A 13,559-nucleotide genomic window follows, 5' to 3' on the forward strand; every position below is an offset into this window, starting at 1 on the left:
CCGGCGGCCCGGAAAAAGAGGTGCCATGAACGGGGACGCGGGGACGAGGACCGTCACGACCGGCGGCCCGGGGAGGAAGGCGTCGTGACCGGGGAACGCCCGACCCGCATCCTGCTCGCGGACGACCACGCCCTGGTGCGCAACGGGGTGCGGCTGATCCTCGACGCCGAGCCGGACCTCATGGTCGTCGCCGAGGCCGCGGACGGGGCGGAGGCCGTCGCCCTGGCCCGCTCCGAGCGGGTCGACCTGGCCGTCCTCGACATCTCCATGCCCCGCCGGACGGGGCTCCAGGCGGCCCGCGAACTCAGCCGCCTCGTGCCGGAGCTGAGGATCCTGATCCTCACGATGTACGACAACGAGCAGTACTTCTTCGAGGCGCTCAAGGCCGGGGCGAGCGGTTACGTCCTGAAGTCCGTGGCCGACCGGGACCTGGTGGAGGCGTGCCGGGCGGCGGTGCGCGACGAGCCGTTCATCTACCCCGGCGCCGAGACCGCCCTGATCCGCACCTACCTCGACCGGGCGGAACAGGGCAGGCCCCTGCCCGACAAGGCCGTCACCGAACGCGAGGAGGAGATCCTCAAGCTCGTCGCGGAGGGGCACAGCTCGAAGGAGATCGCGGACCTCCTCGTCATCAGCCCGAAGACCGTCGAGCGCCACCGCGCCAACCTCCTCCAGAAGCTGGGCATGCGCGACCGCCTCGAACTCACCCGCTACGCGATCCGGGTGGGCCTGATCGAGCCGTAGAGCCGCCGGGGGCGGGGGCCCAGGAGGCCCGCAGCAGCTCCTCGTAGCGCGCCACGCCCGCGTGGTCGTCGGCGATCACCGCGTAACGCCAGGTCAGACCGTCCGGCGGCGGTCCGGCGTACAGGACGATCCCCTCGCCGCGCGCCGGGTCGTAGGCGAGCCGTTCGCGGCGCAGCCGCTCGACGGCGGCGCCGAAGGGGTACGCGGCCGGGGCCCGGACCTTGCCCGTCGCCCAGACCGGACCCCCGGCCCCGGCCCTGCTCACGTCGTCTGCGACGAGCCGGGTCACCATGGCCCGCGGAGTGGTGGTGGCCGTGCGCCGCACGTTGCTCTCCCCCGCGAAGACCTCGCCGCCGGGCGTCACCATCGCGTCGAGGCCGAAGGGCCCGGCGTACCCGCGCGCCGCGAGGAAGCCGCCCAGGGCGTGTCCCCAGGCCTCCAGCGCGGCCGCGACGTGCGCCGCCGGGTCGGGCAGGGGCGAGAGGTAGCCGGTGAAGGCGCCGTCCGCGGTCCGCATCTCGCCGCTGAACAGCGCCCGCGTCCCGCCGGGTCCCGTCTCCATCTGCACGCTCACCGACCGGGCCACGTCGATCCGCTCCTCGACGACCCACAGCCCCTCGGGGCCGCCCACCGGCGCGAGTCCGTCGCCGGTCCACGGATCCGGCGCGTCCGCGGCCTCCGTGAGGAAGAGCATGCCGTGGCCGCCCGCCGACCGGTCGGGCTTGACCACGACCCGTCCGTACGAGGCGAGGAGTTCCCTCACGGCGCCCGGCACCCCGTCGCGGCGGCGGACCAGGCCGTCCGGCAGCCTCATGCCCAGGGCGAGCGCCGCGCTCCGGAACCCGGCCTTCGTGTTGAGCAGCCCGGTCACACCGAGGGCCGCCTCGGCCGCCGCCACGGAGGAGTACGGGGCGACGGGGACGCCCAGGGCGCGCGCCAGGCCGATCGCCGCACCGTCCAGGGCCGTGGGGAGGACCGCCCGGAGGGGCCGGCCGCCCACCGCCCCGACGACGTGGTGGCACAGGTCGGCCGTACCGGCCCCGGGCGGGACGACCACCGTGACCGAGTCCCGGGGGACGCCGGTCAGCCCGCAGACGTACCGCAGGAACTCCTCGCCGACCGGCACCGGGGAGACCAGGACGTCGCCGGGCCGCAGCAGCCACGCCTCGCGCGGCGCCTGCTCCGCCCAGGCGCGGAGCACCGCGCGCTCCTCCGGGTCGACGGCGAGGTCGGAGACGAGGTTCGCGTGGACGACGAGGGGCCCGTCCGGTCCCGTGGGGTCGGTCCGTCCCATCAGACGCTGACGTGCAGGACGCAGATGTCGTCGCGGCGGGTGGCCGGGTCGACGAGTGCCTCCAGGACGGCGTCCAGGGGCCGCGGGCCGTCGCCGAGCCCGGCGACCGTGCGGGCCAGGCGGTCGAGTCCGTCGTCGAGGAGCACGCCCGGGGCCTCGACCAGGCCGTCGGTGAAGAACAGCAGGTGGTCGCCGGGCAGCAGGCGGATGGCGGACGATTCGTAGCGCGGGGCGGTCGTGGCGCCCAGGAGGACGCCGCGGGGCGACGGCAGGTAGCGGGTCTCGCCGTCGCGCAGGAGCAGGGGCGGCAGGTGGCCGGCCTGCACCCAGGTGAGGATGCCCGAGGAGGGCTCGTAGCGGCCCATGACCATCGTGGCCGTGCTGAAGGCGCGGTCCCCGCTGTGCCACAGGAGGGTGTTGAGGCGGGCGAGGATCGTGGCGAGCGGGGTGCCGGTGATGGCCATGCCCTTGGCGGTGAAGCGGAGCTGGGCCATCGTGGCCACGGCGTCGAGCCCGTGGCCGGCGACGTCGCCGACGACGAGCAGGGCGCTGCGGTCGGGCAGTTCGATGGCGCTGTACCAGTCGCCCCCGACGTTGAGACCCTGCTGGAGGGGCTGGTAGGCGACGTCGACGGTGAGGCCGGCCAGGCGCAGCGACTGCTGGGGAAGGGGCAGCAGGGCATGCTGGAGCCGGGCGGCGAGGACGCGCTCGGCCGTCAGCGTCTCCTGCTGCGCCACGGCGGTGCGGTCGCGTTCGAGGAGCTGCTCCTTGGCCCGCTGCACGGCGGTGAGGTCCTGGAAGAAGCCGTGGACCTCGACCGGCGAGCCGTGGGCGTCCGCCTCGGCCTCCGCGACGATCCGGAGGTGCCGGACCTCCCCGTGGGGGGTGGTGATGCGGAAGGTGTGGTCGATGGGCCGCCCGTCCCCGAGGAGGCGGCGCACCTCGGCGCCCAGGGCGGGCAGGTCGTCGTCCAGGACGTGCCGGGGCAGTTCCTCCAGCGTCATGGGACCGAGGGAGGGGTCGCGGGCGAAGATGTCGTAGACCTGTTCCGACCAGGAGATGGCGTTCCGTACGAGGTCCCAGTTGGCCCAGCCCATGTTGCCCAGGCGCTGCATCACCTCCAGGCGGCGCTGCTCGCGCTCGCCGCTGTCGAGGCGCACCCAGGAGACGATCAGTCCGCCCTGGCAGGCGGCCGCGCGGACGGCGAACCGGGAGAGGCGGGGGATGCCGGCGAGCACCTCCTCGTACGCGAAGGGCTCCCCTTCGTAGCGGACGCCGTTCTCCAGGGCGTCGAGGTATCCGCGCCACAGGTCGGTGCCGAGCACGCTCGGATACGTCTCCAGGACGCTGAGTCCCACCAGTTCCTTGCCCCTGCGGCCGCCGATGTCGAGCGCGTCGGGCGAGGCGGCCGCGATCCGGAAGTCCCCGACCCCGCCGTCCGCCCCGAGCAGCGGCACGAGGAAGATCGCCGAGCCGGGCAGGCCGTCGAGCACCTCCTGGACCGCGGACGCCGTCAGGGCGGGCGCGCGCGTGCCCGCGGCCGTCACCGTCGGCTGCCGGCGGGCCACGTAGCGGCTCGACGAGAAGGCGGATCCCTCACCGGCCGTACGGGAGAGCGCGGGAGCTCCCCCGAAGCCGCTGCTTCCCGGCTCAGGCACGTCCGGCTCGTCGCGACTACCCGTCATGGAACGAGCATGCCACGAACGGCCCCCGGGGATCCCGGACGGCTTTGGTCTTGTCACCCGGTTCGGGGGCTGCGGAGGAGGCGGGGCGAGGGGGTGCCGGTTACGGGTGGTCGAAGACCGGGCGCCCGCTCGGATTGCGGGTGGTCGAAGACCGGGCACCCGCTCGGATTGCGGGTGATCGAAGACCGGGCACCCGCTCGGATTGCGGGTGATCAAAGACCGGGCACCCGCTCGGATTGCGGGTGATCAAAGACCGGGCACCCGCTCGGATTGCGGGTGATCGAAGACCGGGCGCCCCGCTCGGAACGCCCGCACCGGCCCGGCGTCCGCGTCGCGCGGGCCGGACGCGGAGTTGACGTGACGACAGCCGGGTGATCGATAATCCACTGCCGCCCGCGCCTCGGCTTTCCCCTGGTCGCGCGGTGCGGTGCAGCCGTGTCCGGGCCGGGTGACCGCGTCCTCCTGGAGCGCGCCGGGGCCGGAACACGCGGCCCTGGCACGCGTGACCGAGGACCGCTCCGCCCCCTCCTGACGGGGCTGACGGCACTGCTCGGTCCGTCCTGGCCCTCGGCGCGACCGCGGCGGAGATCGCGGGACGCGGAGAGCACCCGGCTCGGCAGCATCCCGCACCCTGACGTCCCCGCCCGACCACACCCCTGGATCCGATGACGACCCGACGGAGGAAGAGAGTTGACCTCGATGCACGACGTCACCACCTGGGAGCCCCTGCTGCGGCTCCTGCTCCAGGACAACGCGGAACGGCTCGCCGCGCCCGGCGGGTACGTCGAGGGGAGGGTGGGCAGGGGGAGTTGGAGCGTGCCGACGGCCCGGCCGCGGGTCCGGCCCGGGCGGGCCTCGCTGGTCGGTGACACGCGGGCGGAGTGGGACGCGGTCGGCCGCGTGCGGGACGTCCTGGAGGAGTCGGGCGTCGACGGGGTCTCCTTCATGGTGGAGGCGCCCGCACCCGGCAAGGCCCTGCTCCACCTCTTCGACGGGGGCCCCGCCGTCGAGCCGGGCATCGGGACCCGCTTGGGCGCGCTCGTCCTGGTCGAGGGGGCCGTCCCCGAGCCCTGGCGGCGACTGCCGGACCCGGTACCGGACGCGGTGCCCGCCCCGACGGCGGACGCGGCGCTCCTGGAGCGGACGCTCCGGGAGCGGCTGCCCGACGCGGTCGGCGCCACCGGGGAGGAGCTCGCGGCGGTGGAGGAGCGCCTGGGCGTCGCGCTGCCCGAGGAGCTGAGGGCCCTGTACCGGGTCACCCGGGCGCGCCGGCAGGACCTCGGCGAGGACTACGACGCGGCGATGCGCGTGACGGAAGCGGTCGGCTGTGAACTCCTCTCCCCCGACAGGGTGTACGTGGCCGACGCCGCGTCCCGTCCGGCCCCCTGGAAGCACGCCGCGATGAACGCGGTCGAGACCGGGCCGGACGCGGCCGTGCAGGGGCTCGTCGGTTCGCCCGGCTGGATCGTCTTCGGGGACACCGGGGGCGGGGACCCGATCGCGCTCGACCTGACCCCGGGGCCGCGTGGCCACCTGGGGCAGGTCATCGTGATGAGCCACGAGGAGAACTGCGGCGCGGGGCTGGTCGCCGACTCCCTCACCGACCTGGTCCTCGGCCGGCGTGCGGCGGAGGGGCGCGGCACGGGTCGGGGGGAACGGTCCCCGGTCGTCGCCCGGGTGAACAGGAGCGGCGTCCCCGGCGTGGCGGCCGCCGCCCACCCCGGCCTGGAGGCACTGGCCATCGGCGTGTGGGAGGGCGAACCGCTCAGCCTCGAACCCCTCGTCGGCCTCCCGCGCCTGCGCACCCTGACCGCCTGTCCGGGCACCCTCGCCGACCCGCTGGAGATCGCCCGCCTCGACGGCCTGGAGTTCCTGGAGCTCGCCCCGGAGGAGTGGCGCGTCCTGCTCGACGCCGGGGCCGTACCGCGCGGGCTGTCGGCCGCCGCGATCGAGGTGCGGGGCGAACGGCACCCCCTGGAGATCATCGGCCTGGCCAACGAGATCCTCGCCCTGCGGAACCGCCCCCCGATCACCCGGACGGTCATCGAGGCCGACCTCGGACCACTGGATTGAACCTCTGCGCGATCCTCCACACAGTCCTCCCCCAGTCCCCTACACGGTCGGCTCCCTCGCCGCGTAGTAGGCACGCAGCGCGGCCTCACTGCCGGAGCCCATGGCGGTCATGATCCGCTGGAAGCGGGCGGACCGGAGGTCGCCGGCCACGATGACGCGGGGACGCTGGCCGGCGGGCGGGCAGTACCCGTCCGTGCCGCGTACGAGGTCGCCGGGCGGGGCGGTCGGCGCGTTGCCGATGCTGAGGTGAACGGCGTCCGCCGCGACCGTCCGCCGCTCACCGCCCGGGCCCACCACTTCCGCCGACACCGCAGCACCTTTGACGGAGCCCAACGTCAGGTGCTCGACGGGAAGCAGCACGACCCGGGGGTCCTCACGAACCTCCTCGACCTTGTACGCGTCGGCCGCCGGGTACGCCACGAGCAGACGCACATCGGCGGTCGGATGGGCACGCAGGAAGGTCCCGATCGGCCGGTCGCCACCGAGGACGAGCAGGGTACGGCCCCCGGCGTCGTCCGCGCCGGCCTGCCAGAGCGGGGGCAGGGACAGACTTCCGGGGGCGGTGATCCATGCGACGTCACGGGGCTGGAGGGGCCGGACGCCGGTGGCGACGACGGCGTACGGGGCGGTGAGGCGGACCCCGTCGTCGACCGTGACGGTCACCCGGTCCTCGTCGGCGCGGAGTTCGGTGACGTACCGGCCGAGTTCGAGACGGCACAGCTCCGTGCCCCTGAGCTCCTCGGTGATGGCGTCGGCGAGCGCGGGGCCGCCGGCGTGACCGCCGAGGACGTTGTTCAGGGCCGGAATCCGATACAGATTGCGGCACAGCCGGTCCGGCTCGATCAGGACCGAGCGCATGCCGACACCGGCGGCCGTACGGACGGCGGCACAGCCCGCCGGACCACCGCCGACGACGATCAGGTCCGTGTCGTGGTGGACGGGCGAACCGGTACGGGACGGGGTGTCGACCATGGTTCCATTCCAGCACCGGGCGCCGTATTTCCCCGGGTGTTACAGGAAACCGCAGAGTGAGAAAAGCGGAAAACCCGAGCCGCACAAGCGTTTTGCCCCGTACCCCGGCCTCCTCCCGGCTCCGACGACCTGTCGCCGTTCACTGCGAACGGCTCCAGACCCCACCAGTAACGTTCGAGCACCCCCGACGCTGGAGCTCCCGCACGTGCTCCGCCGCTGAGGGCGTTGTCGGACAGGCTCGCCGAGGAGTAGCCGCATGCCAGGGAGATCGCACGGATCAGCAGGTGCGACAAGGTGTGCAGGGCGATGTGGCGGGCCCCGGGCCAACCGCGCAGAGGGTCGTCGGCATCCTGCACCCGGCCCGAGTACCGATTGCGGTGGAACTCGACGTAGGCGTCGCGATGGGCCGTGAGAGCGGCTGATCCCACGACACGCTGTTCCCGGTCGGCGACCGAGGAGTCGTCGACGCGCAGGAAGATCCCCTCGCCGGCGCACCGGTCCGGAGGAGCCGGTACGAGCAGTACGCCCCCGGCGGCGGCAGCGACCGCTACCGGGGATCGCCCGAGAAGCTGCGCGAGGTGGCGGGGTCCTGGCACGGCGGGGGCAGGCTGATGCTGCGCTTCCTGGAGGACGCCCAGGCATCGGCCATGACGGCCGACAAGGCGCACTCGGGTGAAGCGGCCGACGCGTTCCGGACGTACTTCAAGATGTCCGTCGGCCTGGCCCGCCCTCCCGGCCAGGTCCAGGAGGACGAGCCGCTCGTCGCCAACCTCGTGGCCGCCTGCAACGAGATCGCGAAGGCCTGCGACCGATACGCCGAGCACGTCGAAGCGGCCGAGTCGGCGATCCGGCAGCACAGGCTGGACCTCTTCGCCGTCGACATGCCCTGGGACAGTCCGATGTTCGGCGGGAACGGCTCCGACGGGGGCCTGCTCGACGCCGTCCTGGGCGACCCGTGGATCCGTCGTCTGGGCGAGGTGGGGCACGCCCTGGACTCGGCCGAGAAACGGATACGGCTGCCGGAGGGCGGTGGGGGACCGAGCGCACCGGGTCTGCCGTTCCCGCCTCCGCCGATCCCCGTTCCTGTGCCGGTACCGGCACCCGTGCCGTTCGTCCTCGCCTCGTACACCGGCGGGATGCCGGGGATCGTGCCCGCGGTCTACCGGGACCCCGATCCGGGCATCCCGTGGCGGGACCCGATTCCGCCGGCCGCGGTGCCTCCGCCACGGTTGCTCACGCGGGAGGAGCGGAGGGAATCGGCCCGCCGACGGGATGACGGTGGACGCCAAGTACGTCGAGGACGCCGACGACGGCTGCCGGAAGAGCACCCGGCGTCGCCGGTCCACGTTCGAGATCGAGGACGAGTACAAGGAGGACGGGACGAAGAAGTGGAACAAGAAGGACGTCCTCATCGGCAAGGACGAGGCTGAACTCGAGAAGTACCGCCAGGCGATGAACGAGCACGACCGGATCCGGGGCCTGGAGATCGTCACCGACGACAAGGAGGCCGTGCCGTACCGGCAGACGCTCATGGCTCTCCAGCAGGTGCCCGGCACTGCCCGCCATATGAGGTGACGCCGGGTTCGCAGACCCCCGAGTCCGTCCCGTTCCCTTCTCCTTTGCCGCCTTCTCCCCCAAAGACTTGCCCGCGGCACCCGATGACGACGACCGGACCACCTTTCTCTTCTACGCCCCGGAACGGCAGCCGCATGCCTGGTCCCTGGACCTGGCCGGCCTGGGCGAAGCGCTGCGGCAGTCGTTCACCGAAGCCCGCTACAAGGTCCGTCAGGACCACACCCACCAGGGCGAGCCGTACCTCTCCTTCTGGGCCGCCACCGACGACGGCACCGAGTACGACGGCACGGCCACCGTCCACGGGCGGGACTGCGTGGTACTGGCCGACACGACGGCCGGTGAGGCCACGTCCTTCCTCATCCGGCTGCGGGACAGCCACCTGCCCGCCCCCGATCCGATCCGCTTCAGCGGCGAGGCGGCCGTGGACCAGGGCATCGAGACGGACTGGCGCCTGCCGGGTGCGGGCGATGCGGAGCGAGTGGCCGACGAACTGCGCCATCACCTGGCGGTCGTGGACGGGGCATGATCCACGCGTCGGCGGCCTCTCGGCAATCCCCCGCAGCAGGCGCCCGGTTCGCGGCTGCGGAAGGCCCGCTCACAGCCGTCGCAGGTGACGAGGGGCGCCGGGCCGGGCAATGCACCCGGCGCGCTCCAGTTCGTTCAGGGACCGGCGGACGACTGTCTCGCCTTCGCCGCAGTCGCCGCGCTACCCGCTACTACAGGTGCTCTTGCGGCATGTGGCACCGCTCAGGTCATGGCGTGCGACCATGCCCGGTCCTCCTCCGTGACGGGATGTTCCGCCGTGCTGAATGGCAGCACCTGAAGAACGGTGATTCCTCATGTCGTCTGTCAAGCTGCGAGGGCGGTCGGCAGCCGGCCTTACCGGCCCACTGCGGCGGCCACCTCCATATGGGCCAGTGCCCCGACCTGCACCCTGGAACCGTGCATGGCGACCCATCAGGCAACGTGTCGTCCGTGCGTCAGATACGCGTCAAGGCATCGCACGTAACACCCATGGCGCACACTCGGAGAAACGGCAGGTCGGGCGCCCTACTTCACCGGCTCCAGAATCGCCACGCACTCCACGTGGTGCGTCATCGGAAAGGTGTCGGCCCGGACGGCTGTGCACGAAACAGCAGGTCAGGCACCGTTTTCCGACTCGACCAGGGAGACGGACAGGGCTCGGAGCGTCAGACGAGCGTCACGGTGATGAATGGATGACGCTGGGGTAGACCGCTGCGAGACCCTGCACCGCCGCCATAACGGCCGTGGCCGGTATCAGCCCGAGGTACCTGTACGGAGGACCATCGCACTCCAGGTGCGGTCCACTCCCCTAGGTTGGCCTTCCCGCCCACGGACCGCCGAGGAGCCGACGTAGTGAAGTACGCGTTGACGGAGCCTCAAGTCGACTTGCTCCGTGAGATCGGGGCAGCTTCCAGTGCGATGCCTATCCCACCTGCCCGGATCCAGACGTCCTGGGCCTTGGAACAGCGGGACCTGATCAAGCGGACCTGGCGTGGAAGCGGACACGTCGCCGTAGTCACGGCGGACGGCCGTTACTACCTCAAGCACGGCAAGCATCCCCGGCAGGTCCAGGTCGAGAAGGAACGGCTGGAGGGCGATGCCGCCCAGGCCGCGCGGGCTCCGGCCGACGGAGCCGAGCTAATCTCCCGTCTACAGTCGGCCTCGGGGAAGATCACGGTTCCCAATCCTGCCGAGCAGACCCGGGGCCGATGGCGGGCGGCGTACTACGACGCGCTCCACCACGGGCACGTACCCACAGGGTGCAAGCTGCGGTGGAACGGCCGGCAGCGCGGCGATTGCGTCTTCACGCTGGTTGACGAGGAGGCTGAGAGTGCAGCCCAGCCTCCTCCCGTTCCGGCCGTCGACGTGCCGGAGACCCTCGATCAACCTCATCGTCTCGTTCGTGCGACGCGCAAGGCTCTCGGCCGATCCCAGAGGGTGGTCGACACCAGGGACAAGCCGGAAGTCATCCCGCTGCACCTGTCGCGTCCACTCGCCGACCGGGCTCTGCGGATCATGCACGCACTGTTGATGGAAGCGGAAAGCCGCGGCTACGCGGTCGAGACCCACCAGGGCGACCTGAAACGCGGAGAAGCCGTGCACACGGTGGCAATCGTGATCTGGGGCCGGGCCTTTCCCCTCGCTCTCACCGAACGGACGACCAAGGTCCCGCACAAGCCGACCCCACAGGAGCTGCGTCAGCAGGAGCGCAATCCCTGGACGCGCCTGCCCAAGTACGACGAAGAGTTCAACGGCCGCCTCGCTCTCGGCGCGCCCTCTGGGAGCTGGTACCAGCACTCGTACTCCTACAGCGACGGTGCCCGGTGGACACTGGAGTCACGGCTGGGCCATCTGCTGCAGGATCTCGAACGCATTGCGGCGGAAGCCGACCGCCAAGAACAGGAGAAGGAGCTGCGTGAGGCCGAACAGCGGCGCCGTTGGTACGCGGCCGTCGCGCGGGCTCGCGAGGAGCAGATCGAGCAGCACCGGGCGACGGTTCTTACCGGGCAGATTCGGGCCTGGCGGCAGGCTGACGAGATCCGCGCCTTCTGCCAGGCAGCCCGCGCCCGAGCCGGCGACGCGCCGGTTGCGGCGGACGAGGCGGACTGGCTGGAATGGGCTGAGGCGTACGCGGCGCAACTCGACCCCCTACGGGAACCCTTGCGCACTCCTGTGGATCCGCCGGCCGGGCGGGAGGTGCTGCGTGAGCTGGCGAAGATCGACTCCTACGCCTACCCGTGGCCGTTCGACACCGACGGCCGCTGGACGCTTCCCGACGACCGGCCAACCGACCCACGAACGTGACCCGACCCTATCCGGCCAGGAAACGACTTCGCCCTGTCCATGGAGGACAGGGCGAAGGAACGTTCATGCGGCGATGGTGAGCGGGGTTTCTATGCGTTCCCAGGCTCCAAGGACGGCCTTGTGGGCGTCCGGCTGGAGGTGGGCGTAGCGCTGGGTGGTCTGGAAGCTCTCGTGGCCGAGGAGGTGCTGGACCTCGTAGAGCGAGACCCCCTTCTGGACCAGCCACGAGGCGCAGGTGTGGCGCATGGAGTGCGGCGGGTAGTGGGGGACGAGCTGCAACTCGCCGTCGTCGCCGAAATGATAGGCAGCCTCGACAGCAGGCCACCAGGTCTGCCGACGCCAGTTGCTGTCGGCGAGGAGGCGCCCGGAGCGGCCCTTGGTGATGGTCGTAAAGACCACTGCGTCGCGGTCGAACCGGTGGATGTGGCGTTCGAGGGCTTCGAGGACGTGGGGCGGGAGCGGGACTTCCCGGCGGCTCTTGGAGCTCTTGGGGTACTCCTTGATGCCACTCTTGGTATTGACCTCCACCACGAACAGGCGCGAGCGGCGTGTGTCGATGCGGTGGCGGTGCAGGCCGGAGAGCTCTCCCCAGCGCAGTCCGGTATAGAAGCCGAGCAGGCACATCGTCCGCCAGGCGGGGGCGAGTCCGTCGAGGATGCTCTGCGCCTGGTCGGGCGTGAACCACTGCGGCGGTTTGACCGCGATGGGCGGCAGATCGATGCTGCGGCACGGGCTCACTGCGATCACATCGTCGTCGACCGCCGCACGCATGATGGATGACGTCAGGTTGTAGGCCCGCTTGATCGCGGCAGGGCCTGCGCCCTTCTCGACCAGGGAGCGTATCCAGCTCTGGACGTCCATGCGGGTGATGGCCCGCATTTCCCAGTCAGCCCAGTAGGGCATGACGTGATTCTTGATGCTGGACGCGTCGCCCCGCAGCGTGTGGGGTTCGACGATGCGGGCGTTCCACCACCGGTCGTGCCACTCCCGGAACGCGATCTCGCCGGCCCGCGGGTCGCGCATACCTCCGCGGGCGAACTGGGTCTCCAGCTCGATGCCCCAGGCCCGCGCCTGGGCCTTGAGGGGGAAGGACTCGCTGAACCGGTCTCCGGCCCGGTTGCGTACGGTCGCCTGCCACTTGCCGGACTTCAATTTGCGCAGGTACGCGGTACTACTCCTTTGTTCGGAAGCGGTGAGGGCTGGGCTGGGGGCGAGAATTCACCGACGGGGGCGCGGGGAACCAACCAATCTCCTGGCGATGAACTCCTCAAGCCCGGCAGCAGGGACACGGACGCGAGATCGTTCCGTCCCGGTGCGCAGATCGACGACGGGAAGATCGCCAGCGGTGATAAAGCGATAGACGGTGCGGCGGTCGACGTCCAGGGCGGCGGCCACAGCGGGAATGGACAGCAAACGGGCAGGCATGCGCGAGTCCTCGGAAACAGAAGGGGAAAGGCCAAGCAGGTAAATTGATCCAGCCGGGCTGCCGGCAGTCCACGGCACAGGTCAACCGGCCCTGTAGGGGAGTGGGACCAGATCGCTGGGGGTCGAGCCATGTGACACGGCCGCGTGCGGCGTGGACCGCCGACGTTCGAAATATGATCGGCGGGTGGTCTCGCGCTCGGATCGTGAGTCAGAGCGCGAGAGGGGAAACTACCGCTCGGGAATGTCCGGAAGGCGCAGGATCTCTTCCAGGTGCTGCCAGTCGATCTCGACGTCTTCCAGCCGGAAGCGGTGGGGGTACCGCAGTGCAATCCAGCTCGCATTCACGCCAGCCCACTCGGCGACGCCCCACGCAGGAACGCCCGCCCCGAGCCAGCGGTCCAGGCAGGAGTCACGCAGGCTGGAGACCTGCTCCCCCAAGCCCGCCTGCACCTCGTCCGGGCTCAACACCGCTTGGCGAGCGTGCCTCCACGCCCTCTTGTACTCGGAGGACGCCAACGGCCCGCCCCGCTCGGCCGGGAACAGCAGATCCTCAGCTTCCAGATCCACCTCGTCGATCCAGCGCCTCAGCACACGCACGATATCCGGGGAGACAGGAACCCTCCGGCTCTCGCCGGCACGAACCAGCACCTCCCCGAACTCCCCGTCCGGGAGCGTCACGTCCTTCACCCGAACCGAGGCTGCTTCGCCAGGCGAAAGCGCGACGCCTGCCATAGAGGCGAGGAACGGGAAAACGGCTCCCGAAGATTCCTTCTGGATCCACTCCAGAAGGGCGCGCACATGGTCTGCAGAGAGCAAAGACGATTCGTTTATGGCCAGCTTCGACAAGCTACATGACTCCTCACACGAGACATCGGGACGCGTTGGCATCCCCTGGTCATTCAATGGTCTGGAGAAGCGCCGGTTTGGCCAACCGGCGATTGTCGGCTATGTTGCGCCCGCGA

General features: G+C 71.3%; 11 protein-coding genes and 1 pseudogene. 6 read left to right on the top strand and 6 right to left on the bottom strand.

Annotation, left to right across the window (positions count from 1 at the left end; genetic code table 11):
- Window positions 1-84: 84 nt before the first annotated feature.
- Complete coding sequence (locus tag ACWGSR_RS26060) at window positions 85-744, top strand: response regulator (protein WP_453569465.1); 660 nt, start codon at window positions 85-87, stop codon at window positions 742-744.
- On the opposite strand, the gene ACWGSR_RS26065 is transcribed toward ACWGSR_RS26060, so the two are convergent.
- Window positions 704-2,038: a preATP grasp domain-containing protein gene (locus ACWGSR_RS26065; protein ID WP_376232048.1), complete on the bottom strand. Its 1,335-nt coding sequence runs from the start codon at window positions 2,036-2,038 to the stop codon at window positions 704-706. The genes ACWGSR_RS26060 and ACWGSR_RS26065 overlap by 41 nt on opposite strands.
- Complete coding sequence (locus ACWGSR_RS26070) at window positions 2,038-3,723, bottom strand: PP2C family protein-serine/threonine phosphatase (RefSeq protein ID WP_376232046.1); 1,686 nt, start codon at window positions 3,721-3,723, stop codon at window positions 2,038-2,040. The genes ACWGSR_RS26065 and ACWGSR_RS26070 overlap by 1 nt, the downstream gene beginning before the upstream one ends.
- A 690-nt stretch (window positions 3,724-4,413) precedes the next feature.
- Between ACWGSR_RS26070 and ACWGSR_RS26075 the strand changes: the two genes are divergently transcribed.
- Entirely contained in the window at window positions 4,414-5,796 is a 1,383-nt protein-coding gene (locus ACWGSR_RS26075) for an SMI1/KNR4 family protein (protein ID WP_453569470.1), read from the top strand.
- A gap of 39 nt (window positions 5,797-5,835) precedes the next feature.
- Here ACWGSR_RS26075 and ACWGSR_RS26080 read toward each other — a convergent pair whose 3' ends face one another.
- A complete protein-coding gene (locus ACWGSR_RS26080; RefSeq protein ID WP_376232044.1) occupies window positions 5,836-6,768 on the bottom strand; it encodes an NAD(P)/FAD-dependent oxidoreductase in 933 nt (310 codons plus the stop codon).
- Between the two features lie 611 nt (window positions 6,769-7,379).
- On the opposite strand from ACWGSR_RS26080, the pseudogene ACWGSR_RS26085 reads away from it, so the two are divergent.
- From ACWGSR_RS26085 to ACWGSR_RS26100, 4 genes and pseudogenes are all read left to right on the top strand, one after another.
- Window positions 7,380-7,559 (top strand): annotated as a pseudogene (locus ACWGSR_RS26085) (restriction endonuclease fold toxin-2 domain-containing protein); the annotation flags it as partial.
- A gap of 487 nt (window positions 7,560-8,046) precedes the next feature.
- Window positions 8,047-8,343 carry a restriction endonuclease fold toxin-2 domain-containing protein gene (locus ACWGSR_RS26090; protein WP_376232043.1) on the top strand — a complete coding sequence of 99 codons (297 nt, stop codon included), beginning with the start codon at window positions 8,047-8,049 and terminating at the stop codon, window positions 8,341-8,343.
- 67 nt (window positions 8,344-8,410) lie between these two features.
- Entirely contained in the window at window positions 8,411-8,869 is a 459-nt protein-coding gene (locus ACWGSR_RS26095; RefSeq protein WP_376232042.1) for a hypothetical protein, read from the top strand.
- A 956-nt stretch (window positions 8,870-9,825) separates the two neighbouring features.
- Entirely contained in the window at window positions 9,826-11,172 is a 1,347-nt protein-coding gene (locus ACWGSR_RS26100) for a hypothetical protein (protein WP_376232041.1), read from the top strand.
- A 63-nt stretch (window positions 11,173-11,235) separates the two neighbouring features.
- On the opposite strand, the gene ACWGSR_RS26105 is transcribed toward ACWGSR_RS26100, so the two are convergent.
- The 3 genes from ACWGSR_RS26105 to ACWGSR_RS26115 all read right to left on the bottom strand — a co-directional run bounded on the left by ACWGSR_RS26105 (window position 11,236) and on the right by ACWGSR_RS26115 (window position 13,443).
- On the bottom strand, window positions 11,236-12,324 hold the full coding sequence (locus ACWGSR_RS26105) for a tyrosine-type recombinase/integrase (RefSeq protein ID WP_453569475.1): 1,089 nt from the start codon (window positions 12,322-12,324) through the stop codon (window positions 11,236-11,238).
- 66 nt (window positions 12,325-12,390) lie between these two features.
- Complete coding sequence (locus ACWGSR_RS26110; RefSeq protein ID WP_376242050.1) at window positions 12,391-12,597, bottom strand: helix-turn-helix domain-containing protein; 207 nt, start codon at window positions 12,595-12,597, stop codon at window positions 12,391-12,393.
- A 228-nt stretch (window positions 12,598-12,825) separates the two neighbouring features.
- Window positions 12,826-13,443: a tyrosine-type recombinase/integrase gene (locus ACWGSR_RS26115; RefSeq protein WP_376242052.1), complete on the bottom strand. Its 618-nt coding sequence runs from the start codon at window positions 13,441-13,443 to the stop codon at window positions 12,826-12,828.
- Window positions 13,444-13,559: the final 116 nt, after the last annotated feature.

It is taken from the genome of Streptomyces sp. NPDC055632, from assembly GCF_053618675.1.

Coding starts and splice junctions, on each gene's coding strand:
- ACWGSR_RS26065 (WP_376232048.1), bottom strand. CDS start 2,038: ATGGGACGGACCGACCCCACGGGACCGGACGGGCCCCTCGTCGTCCAC.
- ACWGSR_RS26070 (WP_376232046.1), bottom strand. CDS start 3,723: ATGACGGGTAGTCGCGACGAGCCGGACGTGCCTGAGCCGGGAAGCAGC.
- ACWGSR_RS26080 (WP_376232044.1), bottom strand. CDS start 6,768: ATGGTCGACACCCCGTCCCGTACCGGTTCGCCCGTCCACCACGACACG.
- ACWGSR_RS26110 (WP_376242050.1), bottom strand. CDS start 12,597: ATGCCTGCCCGTTTGCTGTCCATTCCCGCTGTGGCCGCCGCCCTGGAC.